Raw genomic sequence first — 18,671 nt, 5'->3', positions numbered from 1 at the left:
CCGAGCTACACGGAAAGTTCTGAGGTGCTTTCTGGGAGCGCGAGCATCCTGCTGGCGCTCCCAGAAAGGGGCACTGTCTATGCGGGGCAGTATTCTTCCAGCGTCAAGGCAGGCGAATGATCAACGCGCCCGTTCGTCGAACATCACCAGTGCGGCCGCGCCGACCAGGCCGGCATTGTCGCCGAGGGCGGCCTTCACCACCGGCACGTCGCGGAAGGAGGGCAAGGCGGTGGTCCGGATGATCTGGTGGATCTTCTCCGTCATCAGGTCGAAGCCATGCGCGACGCCGCCGCCCATCACCACTTTTTCGGGGCTGTAGAGATGGATGAGGCTGGCGAAGCCCTCGCCGAGAAATGCGGCTTCCTCGTCGAGGAGCGCGAGGGCGGTCGCATCGCCCTGGCGGGCGGCCTCGACCACGCTGCCGGCGGCCGGTGCCGGCACGCGGGCGAGCAGGCTGCCGGGATGGGCGACAGCCGCCTCGCGTGCCCGCCGATCGAGCGCCGTACCGGCCGCGAAGGCCTCGAAGCAGCCGACGGCGCCGCAACTGCAGCGCGGGCCATCCTTGGCCAGGCGGAAATGGCCGACATGGGCCGTCATGCCACGCCTGCCATGCAGCAGGCGGCCGTCGCTGACCACGCCGCCGCCGATGCCGGTGGAGACGGTGACATAGAGGAGGTGGTCGAGCCCGCGGCCGGCGCCGAAGCGCCACTCGCCGTAGCAGGCGGCGATGGCATCGCCTTCCACCACCACCGGCCGGCCCAGGGTGGCGGCAAGCTGGTCGCGCAGGGGAAAATCTTCCCAGCCGGGCAAGGTCGGGACATGGATGAAGGTGCCGGTGAGGCTGTCGAGCGGCCCGGGGGCGCAGACGCCGATACCGGAGAGCGAGCCGAGGCTCTTGTCGTCAGTCACTTCTTCGATGAGGCTGCGGAATTGCACCATCACGGCGGCTGGACCGCCGGCTACATCCGTGCGGGTGGCGGCGCGCCGCAGTACGGTGCCGGTATCATCAACGAGGGCGGCGCGCACCTGCGTGCCGCCAAGGTCGATGCCGATGGCGCGCCGATACACGGTCAGGGCTCCCGCTGCAGGCCGTGGACCCAGGCGATGCGGGCGGCCAGATCTGGTGCGCCGAAGGCCAGCGACCCCATCACGATGGTCTCGGCGCCGGCAAGACGCAGATTGGGCACGGTGTGCTCGCGATTGCCACCATCGGAGGCGAGGATGATGCGGTGCCCGGCCTTCTGGCCGATCAGCTTGCGGGCTTCGCGCAGGCGCGCCAGAGCTGAATCGTCGAGGCCAACGCCCTTGATGCCGATCAGGGTGCCGAGCAGGGTCAGCATGTCCAGGCGGTCGAGGAAGGGCTCCGCCGCCGCCACCGGCGTGTGGAGCTGCAGCACCATGCCGGTGGCAAGGCCGAGATCGCGGATGCGGGCGAGGGCGGCATCGGCATTGGCGTTCTCGGCATGGATGCTGATCAGGTCGGCGCCGGCTTCGGCGAACTGGTCGATCTGGTCGAGAAGGATATCGTCCGTCGTCATCAGATGGACGTGAATGGGCTTGGCGGTCACCTTGCGTACGGCCGCAGTCAGGTCCGGAAAATAGAGCAGTGCCGGCGAGAAATGGCCGTCGGCGACATCGACATGGAAGATGTCGACATGCGGCTCGACCCGGGCGATATCGTCGGCGAGACGGCCGAGATTGGCGGACCACAGCGAAAATTCGGCGAGCAGGCGGTCGGCGGGCAGGGCCTGGAGCCAGCCGGAAGCGGGTTTCATGCGGGGTTCTCCGATAGGAATTGTGCCAGAGCAGCGCGGAAATCCTGGACGTAGCGCGGCTTGTCCAGCGCCTTGGGGGTGATGCGGGCGAGCCGGGCGCCGGGAATGAGGGCGGTGAGTGTCTCGGCATGGCCGAGAGGGTGGATGGCGTCGGCCTCGGTGCCGATGAGGAGCGTCGGAATCCTCAGGGCAGCGATATCGGCGCGGGAGACGCCGGGTCCGTCCGCCGAAATGCGGGCGAGCAGCGCCGCGGTGACGGCTTGGGGCTCCCGCGAGAAGAAGCCGCGCAGCGAGGCGAGATTGTCCGGAGCAGCGGCGGCAAGATCGCGCGCCGTACCAGAAGCCTCGAACCGGGCCCGCGCTTCCGCGGGGCCATAACCGGCGAGCAGCGCGCCGACCAGGGCATTGGGCTCCATGTTGGTGGGACCCGCTTCGGCAATCCAGGCTGGGCGCGCCAGCACCAGCGCCCGCACCAGGTCCGGCCTGACAATGGCAAGACGCAGCGCGATCGCCGCGCCCATCGAAATGCCCCCGAGGACGACGGGGCCGAGCGCGAGATTGTCGAGCCAGCTCGCCAGGTCGTCGGCGAAGGTCTGAAGCGAAAAACACTCGCTGTCGCCGGCCTCGGAGCCGCCATGGCCGCGGCATTCGAGCGTGAGGCAGCGGGCCGGCAGATCGAAGGGAAAGACTTCGGCCGGTTGGCCGGCATCCCCGCACAGGCCGTGCTGGAAGACCGCCGGAAGGCCGCTGCCGCGATCATGCACGGCGAGGCTGAGGCCATGGCGCGGGAAGACGCTCATGTCAGCTGCTCCGCGGTGCGGCTTTCCTTCTCCCCTTACGGGAGAAGGTGGCACGAAGTGCCGGATGAGGGGGGTCGCTACGCTGGCCGAGCAGGGCGAGACCCCTCATCCGCTTGCCGGGACCCGAGGCACTTCCATGGGAAGTGCCTAGTCGCGCAAGGGGAGAAGGAGATCTCGCGCGGTGTTCGGCGTTTGTTGTCATGCTACCTCCGCCAGCTTCCGGCCGAGGAATGCGGCGACTTCTGCCGCCTCCCCGGCAGCAAGTCCGTGGGTGACCAAAGGGCCGCCGAAGCCGATCCGAGCCAGTCCGGCGAGATAATGGTCGTAGTCGAGCACGCCCTTGCCGGCCGTGGTGAAACCGCCGGCGGCATCCCTGTCCTTGGCATGGGCCATGACGATGCGGTCGGCCAGGAGGTCGATGGCTTCGGAGACCAGGCGCTGCTGGTCGGCGAGCGAAGCGACCTCGAAGAGATTGGCCGGGTCGAGGATGATCTTCAGCCGGGGGCTCGCCATCTCGTCGATGATCGCTCGCGCCTTGGCGGCCGAATCGATGACATTGGCCAATTCCGGCTCGATGCCGAGATCGACATCGTGTCGTTCGGCGATATCGAGTGCCGTCTCCAGGCTGGCGGCGAGGTCGCGCCAGGCTCCCGGCGATGCGTTGTCGGGATGGCCGCGCCACTGGTCGTCCGGATCGCGCGTGCCGGTGCAGAGCGTCAGGAGGCGGGTGCCCATGTTGTGGGCCGCGCCGGCGATGATTTCAAGGCTGTCATGGCCGCGCCAGCGCAGCGCCGGATCGGGGTGGATCATGTTGTAGGTGGCGGAGACGGCCGCGACGTCGAGATTCTGGTCGAGGGCGGCAGCACGCACCGCCTCGGCGACGCCGTCGGGGATGGCCGCCGGCATTGAGGGCAGGCCCGAGCAGGCCATGTTGTATTGCGCCGCGCCGTAGCCTGCCGCGCGGGCGGCCGCCATCACCGTTCCCGGTTCGCTGCCGGGGAAGGTCTTGGCAAAGATGCCGAGCCGCATCACAGCTCTCCCTTGACGTCATCGAGCCGCACGGCGCGGCTTTCACGGACGGATTGGGCGATGGCGATCATCGCCCGTACCGAAGCGACGCCATCCTGGATGTCGGCGCCGCGCATCGGCGCTCCCTTGAGGATGACGTCGGCGAAGCCCTCGAGCTGGCGACGGTAGAAATGGCCATCCGCGCCGAGGACGCGCGTGGTGGCGCCATCCTTTTCGCGGAAGATGTCGACGTCGCTGCTCTTGTAGTACCAGGGGTTATAGGTCTTGCCGAGCACGCTGCCATGCTCGCCATAGATCTGGAAGCCCTCGTGCCAGTCCATGCGCACGGCCACGGTGAGGTCGAGATGGCCGAGCGTGCCATTGGCGAAAGCGAGGTCGACGAACCAGCAGCGCGCGCCGAAGCGCTCGGAGAAGCGGGCCTCGACCTCGACGATCTCCCCGCCGAAATAGCGGGCCGTGTCGACGAGATGGCTGCCATGGGCAAGCATGTAATAGCGCTGGAGGTCGGCCTTGGGGTCGCCGGCCGGCCTGCGCGCCTGCCTGCTGGTGACGATCAGCGGCTGCACGGCATCCGTCATCGGGTAGCGATGGGTTGAATCGCAATACCAGGCCTTGAGGGCCAGCATCTCACCCATTTCCGTGTCGATGAAGGCCTTGGCAGCTTCGAGCCCGGCATCGAAGCGCTTCATATGGCCGACCTGCAGCACCTTGCCGCTGGCTGCCACGGCGGTGCGCAAGGTCTCCACTTCCTCGATGCCGATGCCGACAGGCTTTTCGCTGAGCACGTGCTTGCCCGCTTCCAGAGCGGCGATCGAGGCCGGCACGTGGAAGGCGTCTGAGGTCGCCACGATAACCGCATCGAGCTCGGGATCGGCCAGCATGGCGGCGTAGTCCGAAAAGGTCTTCTCGGGCTTGTGTGTCCAGGACATGCGCTCCAGCAGGTCAGGCGCGATGTCGCAGATGGCGTAGAGATCGGCATTGCGCGCCTTGGTGCAGCTTTCGAAATGCGCGGCCTGCGCGATCGGGCCGCAGCCCAGCACACCGACCTTGAGGCGGCGATCTTCCTTCTTCGGCATGGCGGGATTCCTGCGGGTTTCTATAATTTGTTTATTATCTAAACAAATAGGATGTGCAAGGCCTTTGCTGCTATCATTGCCGTTAACTTGAGATAGAAAGCGCTCCGATTTGTCATAGCCGGGTTTGCTCCCCACCGGATGAGTTGTTCGGTGCAGATCCAGAAGCCACTCAAATAACCGGGAGCGAAGCCGGGAAGACGCCTCTTCCCGGGATCGCAGGATCAAGCCCGGCAATGACAAAGGCCGTGCAAACTCGAAGACGCTTAACTCGACGGCCTTGGGACAAGGCGTGTTTCAGAGAATATCCTCTTTTTGCTCTAACTGTCTGTATCGGTGCGTCTTTGTGTATCCAGGTGATTCGGCCGAATCGCAAAGCCATTCCAGAGATTCGGGCAGAGGCGATATCATGGCTGACCAGACCTTCGCGCGTTATGTGAACGAGCGGCGCATCCTCACCCAATTGCGCCTGCAGGGGGCGATGCCCCGGGCCGAACTTGCCCGCCGCCTCGGCCTGACCCCCGCTACCATCACCAACCTGGTCGAGAACCTCACGGCCAGCTCCCTTCTGGTCGAACGGCGGGCCTCCCGTGAGGAGAGCGCGCGCCGGGATGTCGGCCGGCCGGGCGTCGACATCGCCCTCAATCCGAGCGGTGGCTACTTTCTCGGGGCCGAGATCGGCGTCGGTGTGGTGCGCTTTGCCCTGATCGATCTGGCGCTCGGGGTGGTCGACAGCCGCACGGCGCGCCTGGCTCATCCTGTCGGCCCGGACGCGGCTGTTGATGCCATCGCCACTTATGCCCGCGGCCTGACGCAGCCGCTGCGCTCGATTGGCATCACCGTGCCCGGCTTGGTGCGTTCGGACGGCTATGTCGTGCATCTGCCCATGCTGGGCTGGAAGGACCTCAATCTGAAGGCATTGGCCGAGAAGGCGCTTAGTGCGCCTGTTTTCGTCGAGAACAATGCCCATGCCGCCGCCTTCGGGGAAGTCTATACCCAGCCCGGGCTGCAGGCCGATGCCATCGTCTATCTCAAGCTCGGAGCCGGGTGCGGCGGGGCGGCCATCGTCAACGGACGCCTCGTCCGTGGGGCTGAGGGCACCGGCAACGAGTTCGGCCATATCCGCATCCGCGAAGCGGGGCCGCGCTGCTCCTGCGGGCAGCAGGGCTGCCTGGAGAGCTTCGTCAACATCGCTGCGCTCGATCGCTTCTATCGGCCGGGGCAGGGCTTCGGCGTCGATTCTCTTTCCGCCTTGCCGGCGATGGTGGCGGCCGCCGCCCATGCCGGCGACAGCGGCGCCGGCGCGGCCATGGACGAACTCGCCAGCCACCTCATCATCGGTCTGACCTCGCTCGCCAACATCTTCAATCCATCGACGATCGTACTCGGTGGCGCCATGCGTCCTGTGCTCGCCGCCCGCCTCGACCGGCTGTCGCAAGCCGTCGGTGCCGGCATCGTGCCGGGGATGACGAAGCCGCAGATCCGTCTTTCGACCCTGGGCGAGATGGAATGCGCCATCGGCGCCGCCACCATTGCCCACCATCAGGATTTCGACGTCTCCAACATCGAGATCGGCAATTGATGCCAGGACTCGTTGGCCAAGGGGCGTTGACAATGACACCTGGCGTGAGATCCGAGGTCAGGACGCCTCCTCGTCGACCTGCACCTGTGCCACCTGCTGCGTGCCGTTGATCGTCGTTGCGCCATAGAAGCCGAGCGCCGAGGCGGCGACGCAGAGCACCACGGACACACCGACATTGATCAGGGCGCGCAGGGGCATGTTCATGTGCAGGAGTTCGAAGGTCTGCAGGCTGAAGGACGAGAAGGTGGTGAAGCCGCCGCAGATGCCGACCATGAAGAACAGCCGCCACAGATCCGGCAGGGGTGCGCGGCCATTGGCAAGGGTCAGCGTGCCGAAGAAGGTGATGGCAAAGGAGCCGGCGATGTTGATGAGGATGGTCGCCCAGGGCAGGTTTTCGCTATAGGGCGCCATCCACAAGCCGATCCAATAGCGCCCCACGGAGCCGATGGCTCCGCCGATGGCGATCATGACGGTGTTGGCGAGCACGGGTGACATGGATGCTCCGAAGACAAGTGGGAAGAGATGAAGGCCGCGGCTGCGAATGGGTTGTCCAGTCAGGATAGGCAGGGCTCAAGCCCCCACCAATCCGAAATCCCGGCAGTGCTTTAAGGCTCATGGAGGAATCAGCCCCAGACGCCAGGCGATGGCAAGCCCGATCAGGCCGAGAAGGGCCAGCATGAGCCAGATACGAAGCAGGAGAAAGGATATCGGCCGTCCCGGTCGCGAAGGGCGCATGGCATACCTCCAGAGAGATTGCAGCGGCACTTCGATGAAAGCGGGAGACGGGGACGACCTCCTACCGGCGCGAAGCACCTGGTAGGAGTCATCAGCCTTGCGGCGGTTTGGGGGGACTCCATCCCCGTAGCGATAGCCCACATTACGGCCAGGGTTGCAGCGGGGTCAAGTCGCCGGCAACAGCTCCAGCCTGTGCGAGATGTCGATGGCGTCGAGGAAGCTCTCGTCGTGGCTGACCACCAGCAGGGCGCCATCATAGGCGCGTAGTCCCGCCTCCACCGCTTCGATAGCCTCGATGTCGAGATGGTTGGTGGGTTCGTCCAGGATCAGCAATGGCGGCGGCCTTTCTCCGCCCAGAACGCAGGCGAGCCCGGCCCGCAGCATCTGGCCGCCGCTGAGGCTGCCGACACTCTGCAGGGCCGCGTCTGCCCGGAACATGAAACGGGCCAGGGCGGAACGGCAGGCATTCTCGTCCGATTGCGGGTTGAGGCGCTTGAAATTGTCGCGGATCGTCTCCCTCGGCTCGAGCAGGCTCACCTCCTGGTCGAGCAGCGCGAAGCCGGGCAGGACCCAGACATGGCCGGCCTGGGGTTGCAGTCGCCCGGTGATCAGGCCGAGCAACGTCGTCTTGCCGCTGCCATTCGCGCCGGTCAGGGCGACGCGCTGCGGTCCGGCGAGGGTGAAGGAGAGGCCGTCCAGGACCGGTCGAAGCGGCTCGTAGCCAAAACGCAGCGCATCGAGGCGCAGGACCACCTTGTCGGCGGGCAGGCCCGTGGACGCGAGCTTCACCGACAAGGGTTGCAGGATTTCGAGACGCTTGCGCGCCTTGACGAGCGTATCGCTGGCCGCTCGCTGCTGCCGTTCGGCCAGACGGGCTCCCGCGCCTCCACTCTTTTCGCTGCGCTCCTTCTTCGCGTCGAGAAGCAGCAGGGGCGCGTCGCCCCTGGCTCGCGCTTTGCGGCCTGCGCTGTCCTTACGCGCTTTGCGTTCTGCGGCGATCTGAGCCTTGCGCTCGGCTTCATCAAGCCGCTTCTCGGCCTCGCCCACATCATGGCGGGCGGCCGCCAGTTCCAGGGTCTTGCGTGCCCGGTATTGGCTCCAATTTCCGCCATAGACGCTGGCACCGAGCGAGGTCAGCTCGACGATGGCATCCATGGCCTCGAGCAATTCGCGGTCGTGGCTGACCACCACCGCCCCGCCGCGCCAGCCGGCGAGGAGGTCGATGACGGCCTTCCGGCCCTCGCGGTCGAGATTGTTGGTCGGCTCGTCCAGCAGCAGGAAGTCCGGCTCGGCGAAGACCAGCGCCACCAGGCCAACCCGGGTGCGCTGCCCACCCGACAATGTCGTCAGCGGCGTGTCGGTATCCACAGGCAAGCCGACCCGGGCGAAGGCCGTGGCGAGACGGGCCTCCAGGGTCCAGTCGGCGGTGACGAGATCTTCGGCGGAGGCGAGGCCGACTTCCACCCGGGCAAGCAAGGCGAGCGCTTGCGTTACGCCGAACAGGTCGGCGACGGTCTCGTCCGGCCCGAGCTGAACGGCCTGGCGTAGCCGTCCCAGGCTGCCATGCACGATGACGCGGCCGGAGCGGGGCGGGAGCTCCCCCGCTATCAGCTTGAGCAGGGTCGTCTTGCCGACACCGTTGCGGCCGACGAGGCCCGCACGTTCGGGGCCGAAGCTCAGATCGAGCCCAGAGAACAGCGCGCGTCCGTCAGGCGTGGACCAGGAGAGATTGGAAAGCGTGATCGAAGAAGGCATGAGAATGGATGATCCCTGACACAAGGCAAAGCGGCGTTGCGTTCAGGTTCAGATCCATTGCTGCGAACTCTCGGTTGAAACGATACCGCGCCAATCTAGGAAGACAGGCGGCTTTGCGCAAGGTCTCCGAAGATCGGGTTTGCCCGCAGGCGTTCCACGGCGAAATCGACGAAGGAGCGCACCTTGGCGGAAGGAGCCCGGCCACCGGCATGGACGATATGAACAGGCACCGGTGCCTCCTCGAATTCCGTGAGCACGGTGCGGAGCGTGCCTTCGCGCAGGGCCGTGTCGACCTGATAAGCAAAGACGCGCACCAGCCCCCAGCCGGAGATGGCCGCCGAGATCCCCGATTCGTTGAGATTGCACATCAGCCGTGGCTGGATGCCGACATGGGTCTTCTCCTCACGGCCGAAGCGCCATTCCAGCCGCGGCCAGGCGCCGATCCTGGCGATGACGCTGTGGCCGGCAAGGTCGGCGGGACTGCGCGGCTCGCCATGTTCGGCGAGATAGGCGGGAGAGGCGCAGACCACCCGCCGCATGCTGCCGACCCGGATCGCGGTCAGCTCCGAATCCGGCAGGTGGCTGATGCGGATGGCGACATCCATGCCCTCCTCCACAAGGTTGGTGATGCGGTCGAGGAATAGGGTTTGCGCACTCACGACCGGATGCTGGCCGAGATAGTCCATCACCACGGGCAGGATATGGAGCTGACCGAACATCACGGGCGCGGTGACGATCAGCGTGCCCGTCGGCGTGGTATAGGAACCGGCGGCAGCCGCCTCGGCATCGGCGAGATCGGCCAGGATGCGCTGGCAGTCATGCAGATAGCGCTCGCCCGTTTCGGTGAGCTTGAGCGATCGGGTGGTGCGCACCAGCAACTGGGCGCCAATGGCATCTTCGAGAAAGGCGACGGCCCGGGTGACCGCGGGCGGGCTCATGAACAAACGGCGGGCGGCCTCGGCGAAACCGCCGCTCTCGGACACCTTCACGAAGACCCGCATGGCCTGCCAGCGATCCATGATGCCCCCAAATTCTAATTATTCCAATATCTGGAATGATGCCTTTCAATCAATCAATATTCTCTATCTGCATCGAAATGATGAAGATCCTCCGACAGTGCCGGTATCGGCGAGGAGATCATCCATGAAGCTCTATCATTTTCCCCTGTCGGGTCACTCCCATCGCGCTCACCTGTTTTTGTCGCTGGTGGGCGTGCCGCATGAACTGGTCGACGTGGACCTCAAGACCGGCCAGCACAAGACGCCGGATTTCCTCAAGCTCAATACGCTGGGCCAGGTGCCGGTTCTCGACGATGGCGGCGTGATCGTGCCCGATTCGCTCGCCATCATCGTCTATGTCGCCCGCAAGCTCGGCCTGGAGAACTGGCTGCCGACCCAACCGATCGCTGCGGCCGCCGTGCAGCGCTGGTTCTCGGTCGCAGCCGGCCAGCTTCGCATGGGCCCCGCGGCCGCTCGCCTGATCACGGTTTTCGGTGCCAAATACGATGTCGAGCAGACATTGGCGGCGGCTCACGCCATTCTCAAGCTGATTGACCAGGAATTGATCGGGCACGACTGGATCGTTCTCGATCGCCCGACCGCTGCCGATGTGGCGCTCTACAGCTATATCGCCTCCGCACCGGAGGGGAATGTAGATCTGTCTTCCTATGCGCAGATTGGCGCCTGGTTGCGACGGGTCGAGGCCCTGCCGGGCTTCGTGCCGTTCCAGAAGACGGCGGTTGGGCTGGCGGCCTAGAGCTTTCATCCTATCGGAGGGCAAATGTCATGGATGGCAATGTGCCTGTTGCGACGGATTCGCCGTGGCATGAAGGCGAACTCGCCCTGCAGCAGCGGGCGGGAGCGGCCGAGCGCATGGATGCGGTGGGCCGACGCGTCCTGCGTGACTATCTGATCGAGCAGCATCGTGATTTCTACCCGCTGCTTCCCTTCATCGTCGTCGGCACTGCCGATCGCGCCGGCGATATTTGGGCAACGATCCTCGCCGGCCAGCCGGGCTTTCTCAATTCTCCCGAGCCTCACACGTTGCATGTCGCGGCTGCGGTTGATCCCGCCGACCCTGCGGCCTCAGGCCTGGAGGATGGTGCTGCGATCGGCCTGCTCGGCATCGAACTGCACACCAGGCGTCGCAACCGGCTGAACGGCACGGTGCGTCGCAGCGATCCGGCTAGCTTCGAGGTGGTTGTCGGGGAGAGCTTCGGCAATTGTCCGCGCTATATTCGCTTGCGCGACTTCAACTTCACGCGCGATCCGGCCACCGCTTCCACGATACCGGTCCAGATCCTCGACCGCCTCGAGGGCCGGGCGGCTACCCTGATCGCCGAGGCGGAGACACTCTTCATCGCCTCCTCGGTCGAGCGTGCGAACGGGCATCGGCAGGTCGATGTCTCCCATCGCGGCGGCAGGCCCGGCTTCGTGGCAGTGCAGGCCGATGGCAGCCTGCTGATGCCGGATTTCGCCGGCAACCTGTTTTTCAATACGCTGGGCAATATCCTGGTGGATCCGCGCTGCGGATTCACCTTCGTCGATTTCGAGACGGGAGACCTGCTTCAGCTCACGGGAGACGGCGAGGTGATCCTGGAGGGACCGGAGATCGCGGCCTTCGAAGGCGCCCAGCAATTGCTGCGCTTTAGGCCAAAGCAGATCGTGCTGCGGCCGGGTGCCCTGCCACTGCGCTGGCTCTCGCCCGAAGATGGCGCCTCGCCGCATTCGCTGGCGACGGGGAATTGGGACGAGGCGCGCGCCTTGCTGAAAACTAAAGCGTCTTCCAGAAAAGTTGATAGACTTTTCGATTAAGAAAACGCGGCGGAACAGGGAGTTAGAGAAAAAGTGCGATTCAGAGAAATCGCACTTTTTCTCAAGGATCAGGCGACCTTGAGCAGCACGATCAGCGCGTAGCTGATCACGCCCAAAGCGAGCAAGGAGAGAATCACCGTCGAGGTCACCCGCGGGCCGGCCTTGGCGACGGCGCGGATGTCGACGGTGAGACCGAGCGCGGCCATCGAGATGATGGTGAGCGTATTGGCGGCCGATGAGATCGGCTGAAGCGAGCCCTGAGGCAGGAGGCCGAAGGAACGCAGCGCCATCATGGCCAGGAAGCCGATGATGAACCAAGGCACGATCTGGCCGAGGCGGGGACGTGCGCGGCTAGCCGCCCCGGCCTCGGCCGGGGCGGCCTTGCGCTGGCTTTCGCTGATCAAAGCGAGGACCACGATGACCGGGCCAAGCATCAGTACGCGGGCGAGCTTGACCAGGGTGCCGATCTGCACGCTGAGAGCGGCGACGGGCGCGGTGGCGGCAAGGACCTGCGGCACGGCATAGACGGTCAGTCCGGCGAACACGCCATACTGGCCCGGGGAGAGATCGAGGGCAGGCACCAGGAGCGGCAGGCCGATCACGGCGACCACACCGAGCACGGCGGTGAAGGCGATCGAGGCGGCGACATCCTTGCCGTTGGCGCCGATCACGGGCGCGGTGGCGGCGATGGCCGAGTTGCCGCAGATCGAATTGCCGCAGGCGACCAGCAGGGCCATGTTGTGCGGCAAGCCGAGGGCGCGACCAATGCCGAAGCTCAGCATGATCGACACCATGACGACGCCGGCGATGCCAGCCATCAAGCCGAGGCCGGCATCGGCGATGGCGGCGGCGCTGACGGAAGCGCCGAGCAGGACGACGGCGACCTCCAGCAGCGTCTTGGCACCGAAGGTGATACCGCGGTCGAAACGGGCCTCAGGCTGGGCGAAGGTGCGGATCAGGGCGCCGATCAGGATGGCGAGTACGAGAGCCTCCAGCCAGGCCTTGCCGAACAGGCTGGCTTCGACGAGTTCGGCCCCCATGGCGAGGGCGGTTACGACGATGCACAGGCCCGCGCCGGGGAGAATCCCGCGAATTCCCGTCATATCGCCCAACCGGCTGCCGACCTTGCTGCTCATGATCTACCTGCAATTCACAGGTTTGTTCTGCCTTATTGGGTCTGTTCAATCCATTTCAAAATAGTGTAGAAATCATTCGATTGAATCGAATGATTGGATTGAGCGTAAGCAGATGACTGAAATTTGGGTCTTCTTCGGCGACGCTAACGGTTGGGATTTGTCATGTCCTGGCCTGACCCGGGCATCCAGACTGGATCGACACCGGACAATTTGTCTGGTGGAGGGCAAGCCCGGCGATGGCAAGGCGACGCTGCCATGACTTTGGAACAGTTGAGGATTTTCGTGGCCGTGGCGGAGCGTGAGCACCTGACGCAGGCCGCAGGCGAACTCCATCTGACGCCATCGGCCGTGAGTTCTGCCATCCGCGTTCTGGAGGATCGCTATGGCGCGGCACTGTTTCATCGTGTCGGCCGCCGCATCGAGATGACGCCCGGTGGGCGGGAATTCCTGCCGACGGCGCGGGCGACGCTCGCCTCCGCCAAGGCAGCGGAGCTCGCTCTGTCCGAGCTCGGCAGCGGCGCACGCGGCTCGCTTGTCGTGCATGCCAGCCAGACCATCGCGAGCTATTGGGTCGCGCCTTTCCTGGCGCGCTACCACGATGTCCATCCGCGTGTCGATCTGAGGTTGGAAATCGGTAATACCCAGAGCGTCACCCAGGCCGTGCTGGAAGGGGTGGCGGAGATCGGCTTCATCGAAGGTGCCGTCGATGAGCCGGCCCTGTCGGTGCAGACGGTGGCGCATGACCGGCTGATCGTGGTGGTGGCGCCGGGCCATCCCTGGGCCGATGGGCGCACGGTGCGGCCCTACGACATTGCCACCGCGCGCTGGATCATGCGCGAGGAGGGCTCAGGCACGCGATCGGTCTTCGAGGAGGCGTTACGGGGGCGGGGCGTCGATCCCGCCGCGCTCGAGATTGCCCTGGTGCTGCCCTCCAACGAGGCCGTGCGTTCGGCCGTGCGCTCGGGCCCCTTCGCGACGGTGATGTCCGAACTGGTGGCGGCGCCCGACCTGCAGGCGGGACGGCTGGTGCGAATCGCCTTCGACATGCCGCCTCGCGCTTTCCGCATGCTGCGCCATCGCGAGCGCTACCGCACCAAGGCTTCGCAAATGTTGGAGATGGTGATCACCCAGACCGGAGGGTGAATTCGCCTCTCAGCCCCCGCTGGTCGCGGGCAGCCTTGTCAACCAATAGCCTCCGGCGAGAATCAGCAGGCAGCCGATGCCGGCCTTGAGATCAGGAACCTCGCCGAAGGCGAGGAGGCCGAGCAGCGCGGCGAACACGATCCAGCTATAGCCGATCGGCCCGGCCACGGCGATGTCGGCAAGCCGATAGCCTCGGATGTTGCAATATTGGGCGAGGATCGCAACGGGGCCGAGCATCAGGCAGGCCAGGATCGGACCCGGGCCGACGCTCTTCCAGCTCAGCCAGGCCGGTACCAGCATCAAGAGGAAGCTGAAGAGGTTCACATGGGCCAGCATGGAGAGCGGCGTGTCGCCCTTGGTTAGCCGTTTCACATAAATGATCTCGAAGGCCATCAGTACGGCGCCGAGCAGGGCCATCGCAGCGGGAAAGCTGACGTCGCCGAAGGGAGCGGCCGCCGCGTGCTGGCCGAGTACCACCGCGAGCGCGCCGAGGCCACAGATGAGACCGGCGAGCCAGTGGCGCCAGCCTACCGCCTCGCCAAGCATGACCATGGCGAGGGCAACCACGAAGATGCCTTCGAGCAGGCCGATGGCGCTGGCGGCGGCGACCGGCATATGGGCGGCGGCATAGATCGCAGACAGGCCGCCGAAACAACCGAAGCAGGCGCGCAGAAAATGTTGGTCGGGCCGCGGGCTGTGCAGGGCGACGAAAGGTTGCCCGCCGGCCCTGGCCACGATGAGCACGGTCACGAAGCCGCTGGCGTAGCGCAGCAGCAGGATCTGGGGGATGGCGAGAAGCGGGCCGGCGAAGCGCCCCGAGGCGAAGATCAGGGTGAACAAGGCGGTGCCGACCAGGAGCCACAGGGCACCCCTGGCATTGGCGCTCATGCCGGTCGTTCCAGCCAGCGGCGTTGATTTTGCTGCAATCGTCATGCTTGATGCGTCACAGATTTCATACCCGCAAACAAACGCATTTTTTGATCGTTGCGTGAGAAAATCTAATGCAAACGCCTCGTCGCCTTCCGTCCCTCAATGCCGTGCGCGTCTTCGAGGCAGCCGCCCGCCTCGGCAGCCTGAAGGCGGCGGGTGAGGAATTGGGCGTGACAGCCAGCGCCGTCAGCCATCAGGTCCGTCATCTGGAGGAAGGGCTCGGCGTGCGCCTGTTCGCGCGCAGCAACAATGCCATCGAGCTGACGGCGGAGGGCGCGCGTTTCGCGGCGGCTACCGCGCCGGCGCTCGACATCATCGCAGCGGCGGCCTCGGCCCTGCAGCGGGATGCCAACGAGGTCCTGGTGCGCGCCTCGGTGTCGTTGGCCCTGCGCTGGCTGATTCCGCGCCTCGGTAGCTTCCGCCAGGCCCATCCCTCCATCCGCGTCCGGCTGGAAACACCGGTCTCAGCAATGGCTGATCATGACGACATCGATCTCGTGATCGGCTATTCGCGCGCCGAAGGCCCCGCTCAAGGGGGAACGATCCTGTTCGACGATATCTGCGTCGTGGTGGCTGCGCCGGATGTGGCGGCACGCTATCGCGATGCCGACGCCACGGCGCTGGCGGCCTCTGGGGCTCTGATCTCGGCGACGCAGGACGACTGGGACTGGCGCCGCTGGGCCGAGGTCAATGGCGTCGACTGGCGCGATGTGCGCATGGCCAGCCGGTTCGAGATCGACGATGCGGCCTGGGAGGCGGCGAGCGCGGGGCTTGGCATGACGCTGGCTTCGCCGCGCCTGATCGAGCGGGAACTGCGCAATGGTTTGCTCACCATCGTCGGCTTGCAGGACGGGCTGCAGCTCGGCAACTATTGGGTACGCGCCCGGCCGCCCATCCGCCGGGGCGCCGAGCTCTTCCTGGCCTGGCTGCTGGAGGCCGCGGGCGAGGACGCATGAGGATCGTGCCGGGAAGCGGAAAGCCGTGCTTGTGAAGGAGAGGATTGGGGAGCAAGCTGCAGGCCCGTCGTCACCAGGCTCTGCTCCCGGAGCAGGCGGCTGGGGGATCGCACCATGTCGGAGATCATCAGCATCAAAGGCCTCGAACTCCGCTTCCTGCACAGCAAGGCGGATACGCAGGGCAGCCTCGACATGTTCGAGATGACCGTCCAGCCCTGCGCACGCATGCCGGTCGCCCATTATCATGAGAGCTGGGACGAAACGGTCTATGGCCTGGAGGGCGCGATGACCTTTCGGGTCGACGACCGCGAGGTTACTCTTGCGGCACGGCAGACGCTCTTCATTCCGCGCGGCATTGTCCATGCTTTCCGCAATGACGGGGAGGGCCCTGCGAGCTGTCTCGTCGTACTGACGCCCGGCGTGCTTGGCATCGACTATTTTCGCGAGGTGGCGGCGCTGCTGGCCGCCGACGCGCCCGATCTCGCCCAGATGGGCGCGATCATGCGGCGATACGGGCTGGTGCCCGCGCCCTCGAACTGAACCGTGCTTACTTCCCGATCCGTAGCAGTTCCAGGAAGGCTTGGCCGGCGGGGCTGAGGCCTTGCTTACGGACGGAAGCGTGAAGGTCGCGGCGCAGCGGCGGCGTCAGCCGGCGCACGGCAAGGCCGCTGGTATCGTCCGGCAGCGTGAGGTCGGGCATGACTGTGAGGCCGATGCCCTCGCGCACCATGCCGAAGATGGTGGCGTTGTCGCGGGCCAGGAACAGCACGTTCGGCCTGCTGCCGGCCGCCAGCAGGGCCTCTTCGAACTGGCGGTTGCCGCCGCCGCCGGAAAAGATGGCGCGCTCGCCGTCGATTGCTTCCAGGCCGATCGAAGCGTTCTTGGCCAGGGGATGGGCAGCGGGCAGGATCAGCACGAAATCGTCATTGGCGACGATGGCACTGTCGAGTTCGGGGTGGGGCTCGCCGCTGATACCGACATCGACGGCGTCGGCAAGCACCCAGTCGTTCACTTCCTCGTCGGTGCCCAGGTGCAGGGTGATGCCGGCCCGTGGATAGAGCGCCCGGAACGGCTTGAGCCAGCCAGGCAGCAATTTGGCGGCGGCGCTCTGTACCGAGCCGATACGCAGCGTCGTGCCGGCCAGCTTGTCGCTGGCCTGGGCGATGGTCGCCAAGCGCTGGGCGCCCGCCAGCAGGGCCTGCGCTTCCACGAGTGCGGCCTCGCCGAGGTCCGTGAGCTTGACGCCCACGCGCGTACGGGTCAGCAGCTTGGCGCCGAGGGCATCCTCCAGCCCGGCGATGGCCTGGCTCACGGCCGATTGGGTGAGATGGATGCGCTGGGCGGCGGCGGTGAAACCCCCGGTTTCTGCCGCGGCGACGAAACAGCGCAACTGGGTGAAGGTGATATTGGGATGCATGGTCGATGGGGCCTGGCGAAGCAGTGAATCTTAATATGGAGGTGACCCGTTCTCTTGCCCAGCGCGGACCTTCGGACCTCGATCCCTTGCGTCAGGATATTAACTCTTTCTTACGAGCCGGATGCGCCGGAAGACTCTTTGGGTTAAGAAAAGATCGAAACCAAAGCGTCTTGCAATTTGACGCTATCGGCGAGAATCACGAAGACGCGTCGAAACAAAATGCTAAAACAAAGCGCGTTTCCGCCAGGAACGCGCTTTGTTTCAGGAGATCAGGCAGGGGTGATGGCTGACGCGGCAGCGCCCGGAGACAGGCCGGAACTTGGGGTTGCGATGCCGGTCAGGAAAAGTTCGCGCACGCTATGGCGGCGCCTTGTCAAAGTCGCCATCGTGCTCGCTGCCCTGCCTGTGGTGCTCACCATCCTCTATACGGTGGTGCCGCCGATGTCGCTGCCCATGCTGGGGCGCTACCTCACCGGCCAATCCGTAGACCGGCGCTGGACGCCGATCGAGAATATCGCCCCGGTTGCCCGGTTTTCGGTGATGGCTTCCGAGGATGGCCAGTTCTGCCGCCATTGGGGCGTCGATTTCGGCGCGATCGCCGATGTCCTGGAACGGGGCGGGGAGAAGGGGCCTTCACGCGGAGCCTCCACCATCGCCATGCAGACCGTGAAGAACCTCTATCTGTGGCCGCTGCCGGCTTTCGCCCGCAAGCCGCTGGAGGTGCCGCTGGCCGTGTGGACCGATCTGGTCTGGTCGAAGAAGCGGGTGCTGGAGGTCTATCTCAACGTGGCCGAATGGGGGGACGGCATCTATGGCATCGAGGCGGCGGCCCAGCATTATTTCAAGAAACCGGCCTCCAGGCTCAATGCCCGAGAGGCGGCGCAACTCGCCGTGGTGCTGCCCAATCCGATCCGCCGCAGCGCCGGCGCGCCGACTAGGCGCCTGCGCAACCTAGCCGGCCTGATCGTCAATCGCGCCCGCAACTCTTCCGGCTATTTCGATTGCGTGAAATAAGGTATCGAGATCCCAGCCGCTGGGTTTTGAGTGCGAAAGAATCTCGCTCCAGCCTCTTTCTTCCTGAGTTCTCTTCCTGTATAGGCTGCGCCTTCAATCGATTTTGTCATCGGCCTGTCGTGACTGTCACGGCATCCGCACGCCACGAAGAAGATACCCCAATGGCTGTTCCGAAGCGAAAAACCTCCCGCATGAAGCGCGGCTTCCGCCGTTCCGCTGATGCCCTCAAGGCCCCGACCTATGTCGAGGACAAGGATTCGGGCGAACTGCGCCGTCCGCACCATGTCGATCTGAAGACCGGCATGTATCGCGGTCGCCAGATCCTGACCCAGAAGTCTGACGCCTGAGAGCCTGCGCGGTCTTCCGCGCGGCATCTCGTCCGGGCCGGCTGATTGCCGGCCCTTTTGTTTGTCTTGAGTACGGGTGCCGGGGGCGGGCCCGAAACTTTATCGTGCACTGAAACACGGTACGCAGTTCGCGCATATGCAGCCGAATCCTACCTCCTATTCGGGA

20 protein-coding genes and 1 riboswitch are annotated in these 18,671 nt (G+C 65.3%); of the genes, 8 read left to right on the top strand and 12 right to left on the bottom strand.

Going from position 1 to position 18,671, the window contains the following annotated elements; genetic code table 11:
• Positions 1 to 120: 120 nt before the first annotated feature.
• From AB4037_RS32395 to AB4037_RS32375, 5 genes are all read right to left on the bottom strand, one after another.
• Positions 121 to 1,068, bottom strand: a complete 948-nt coding sequence (locus tag AB4037_RS32395; protein WP_441774333.1) for an ROK family protein — start codon at positions 1,066 to 1,068, stop codon at positions 121 to 123.
• Positions 1,069 to 1,070: 2 nt separating this feature from the next.
• On the bottom strand, positions 1,071 to 1,775 hold the full coding sequence (locus AB4037_RS32390; protein WP_441774332.1) for a ribulose-phosphate 3-epimerase: 705 nt from the start codon (positions 1,773 to 1,775) through the stop codon (positions 1,071 to 1,073).
• On the bottom strand, positions 1,772 to 2,575 hold the full coding sequence (locus tag AB4037_RS32385; protein ID WP_441774331.1) for an alpha/beta fold hydrolase: 804 nt from the start codon (positions 2,573 to 2,575) through the stop codon (positions 1,772 to 1,774). Before AB4037_RS32385 ends, AB4037_RS32390 begins: the two co-directional genes overlap by 4 nt.
• Before the next feature lie 198 nt (positions 2,576 to 2,773).
• The gene (locus AB4037_RS32380; RefSeq protein WP_441774330.1) at positions 2,774 to 3,604 is read right to left on the bottom strand and encodes a sugar phosphate isomerase/epimerase family protein; all 831 of its coding nucleotides are present in this window, start codon (positions 3,602 to 3,604) and stop codon (positions 2,774 to 2,776) included.
• Positions 3,604 to 4,680 (bottom strand): Gfo/Idh/MocA family protein, encoded by a 1,077-nt coding sequence (locus AB4037_RS32375; RefSeq protein ID WP_441774329.1) that lies wholly within the window; start codon positions 4,678 to 4,680, stop codon positions 3,604 to 3,606. The genes AB4037_RS32380 and AB4037_RS32375 overlap by 1 nt, the downstream gene beginning before the upstream one ends.
• Positions 4,681 to 5,086: 406 nt before the next feature.
• Between AB4037_RS32375 and AB4037_RS32370 the strand changes: the two genes are divergently transcribed.
• Positions 5,087 to 6,259, top strand: a complete 1,173-nt coding sequence (locus AB4037_RS32370; RefSeq protein ID WP_434959146.1) for an ROK family protein — start codon at positions 5,087 to 5,089, stop codon at positions 6,257 to 6,259.
• Between the two features lie 57 nt (positions 6,260 to 6,316).
• Here AB4037_RS32370 and crcB read toward each other — a convergent pair whose 3' ends face one another.
• The 4 genes from crcB to AB4037_RS32350 all read right to left on the bottom strand — a co-directional run bounded on the left by crcB (position 6,317) and on the right by AB4037_RS32350 (position 9,768).
• A complete protein-coding gene (gene crcB / locus AB4037_RS32365) occupies positions 6,317 to 6,754 on the bottom strand; it encodes a fluoride efflux transporter CrcB (RefSeq protein WP_441774328.1) in 438 nt (145 codons plus the stop codon).
• Between the two features lie 117 nt (positions 6,755 to 6,871).
• Positions 6,872 to 6,994, bottom strand: a complete 123-nt coding sequence (locus AB4037_RS32360; protein WP_434959148.1) for a hypothetical protein — start codon at positions 6,992 to 6,994, stop codon at positions 6,872 to 6,874.
• A 75-nt stretch (positions 6,995 to 7,069) separates the two neighbouring features.
• Positions 7,070 to 7,129, bottom strand: a riboswitch (Fluoride riboswitch).
• A gap of 30 nt (positions 7,130 to 7,159) precedes the next feature.
• Positions 7,160 to 8,749 carry an ABC-F family ATP-binding cassette domain-containing protein gene (locus AB4037_RS32355; RefSeq protein ID WP_441774327.1) on the bottom strand — a complete coding sequence of 530 codons (1,590 nt, stop codon included), beginning with the start codon at positions 8,747 to 8,749 and terminating at the stop codon, positions 7,160 to 7,162.
• A gap of 95 nt (positions 8,750 to 8,844) precedes the next feature.
• Positions 8,845 to 9,768, bottom strand: coding sequence for a LysR family transcriptional regulator (locus tag AB4037_RS32350; RefSeq protein WP_441774326.1), 924 nt, complete (start codon positions 9,766 to 9,768; stop codon positions 8,845 to 8,847).
• A 124-nt stretch (positions 9,769 to 9,892) separates the two neighbouring features.
• Here AB4037_RS32350 and AB4037_RS32345 point away from each other — a divergent pair, with 124 nt between their 5' ends.
• Both AB4037_RS32345 and AB4037_RS32340 read left to right on the top strand, forming a co-directional pair.
• Positions 9,893 to 10,504 carry a glutathione S-transferase family protein gene (locus tag AB4037_RS32345; RefSeq protein WP_434959151.1) on the top strand — a complete coding sequence of 204 codons (612 nt, stop codon included), beginning with the start codon at positions 9,893 to 9,895 and terminating at the stop codon, positions 10,502 to 10,504.
• 29 nt (positions 10,505 to 10,533) lie between these two features.
• On the top strand, positions 10,534 to 11,562 hold the full coding sequence (locus tag AB4037_RS32340; protein WP_441774325.1) for a flavin-nucleotide-binding protein: 1,029 nt from the start codon (positions 10,534 to 10,536) through the stop codon (positions 11,560 to 11,562).
• A 68-nt stretch (positions 11,563 to 11,630) separates the two neighbouring features.
• Here AB4037_RS32340 and AB4037_RS32335 read toward each other — a convergent pair whose 3' ends face one another.
• Positions 11,631 to 12,698, bottom strand: coding sequence for a YeiH family protein (locus tag AB4037_RS32335; RefSeq protein ID WP_441774324.1), 1,068 nt, complete (start codon positions 12,696 to 12,698; stop codon positions 11,631 to 11,633).
• Positions 12,699 to 12,953: 255 nt separating this feature from the next.
• Here AB4037_RS32335 and AB4037_RS32330 point away from each other — a divergent pair, with 255 nt between their 5' ends.
• Positions 12,954 to 13,841, top strand: coding sequence for a LysR family transcriptional regulator (locus AB4037_RS32330; protein WP_434959154.1), 888 nt, complete (start codon positions 12,954 to 12,956; stop codon positions 13,839 to 13,841).
• Between the two features lie 9 nt (positions 13,842 to 13,850).
• Here AB4037_RS32330 and AB4037_RS32325 read toward each other — a convergent pair whose 3' ends face one another.
• Positions 13,851 to 14,774: a DMT family transporter gene (locus AB4037_RS32325; protein WP_441774323.1), complete on the bottom strand. Its 924-nt coding sequence runs from the start codon at positions 14,772 to 14,774 to the stop codon at positions 13,851 to 13,853.
• Positions 14,775 to 14,842: 68 nt separating this feature from the next.
• Here AB4037_RS32325 and AB4037_RS32320 point away from each other — a divergent pair, with 68 nt between their 5' ends.
• Positions 14,843 to 15,727: a LysR substrate-binding domain-containing protein gene (locus AB4037_RS32320; RefSeq protein ID WP_441774322.1), complete on the top strand. Its 885-nt coding sequence runs from the start codon at positions 14,843 to 14,845 to the stop codon at positions 15,725 to 15,727.
• A gap of 114 nt (positions 15,728 to 15,841) precedes the next feature.
• Complete coding sequence (locus AB4037_RS32315; protein ID WP_434959157.1) at positions 15,842 to 16,267, top strand: cupin domain-containing protein; 426 nt, start codon at positions 15,842 to 15,844, stop codon at positions 16,265 to 16,267.
• A 7-nt stretch (positions 16,268 to 16,274) separates the two neighbouring features.
• On the opposite strand, the gene AB4037_RS32310 is transcribed toward AB4037_RS32315, so the two are convergent.
• Positions 16,275 to 17,144 carry a LysR family transcriptional regulator gene (locus AB4037_RS32310; RefSeq protein ID WP_434959158.1) on the bottom strand — a complete coding sequence of 290 codons (870 nt, stop codon included), beginning with the start codon at positions 17,142 to 17,144 and terminating at the stop codon, positions 16,275 to 16,277.
• A 282-nt stretch (positions 17,145 to 17,426) separates the two neighbouring features.
• On the opposite strand from AB4037_RS32310, the gene mtgA reads away from it, so the two are divergent.
• Together mtgA and rpmF are read left to right on the top strand one after the other, a co-directional pair.
• Positions 17,427 to 18,158 (top strand): monofunctional biosynthetic peptidoglycan transglycosylase, encoded by a 732-nt coding sequence (mtgA, locus tag AB4037_RS32305; RefSeq protein WP_434959159.1) that lies wholly within the window; start codon positions 17,427 to 17,429, stop codon positions 18,156 to 18,158.
• 161 nt (positions 18,159 to 18,319) lie between these two features.
• The gene (gene rpmF, locus AB4037_RS32300) at positions 18,320 to 18,505 is read left to right on the top strand and encodes a 50S ribosomal protein L32 (RefSeq protein ID WP_068294749.1); all 186 of its coding nucleotides are present in this window, start codon (positions 18,320 to 18,322) and stop codon (positions 18,503 to 18,505) included.
• The last annotated feature ends 166 nt before the right edge of the window (positions 18,506 to 18,671 follow it).

The organism is Labrys sp. KB_33_2, from assembly GCF_052114505.1.
Classification (GTDB): Bacteria; Pseudomonadota; Alphaproteobacteria; order Rhizobiales; family Labraceae; genus Labrys.
Note: the sequence above shows the minus strand (reverse complement) of the source record. Positions and strands in the feature narration are given on the sequence as shown.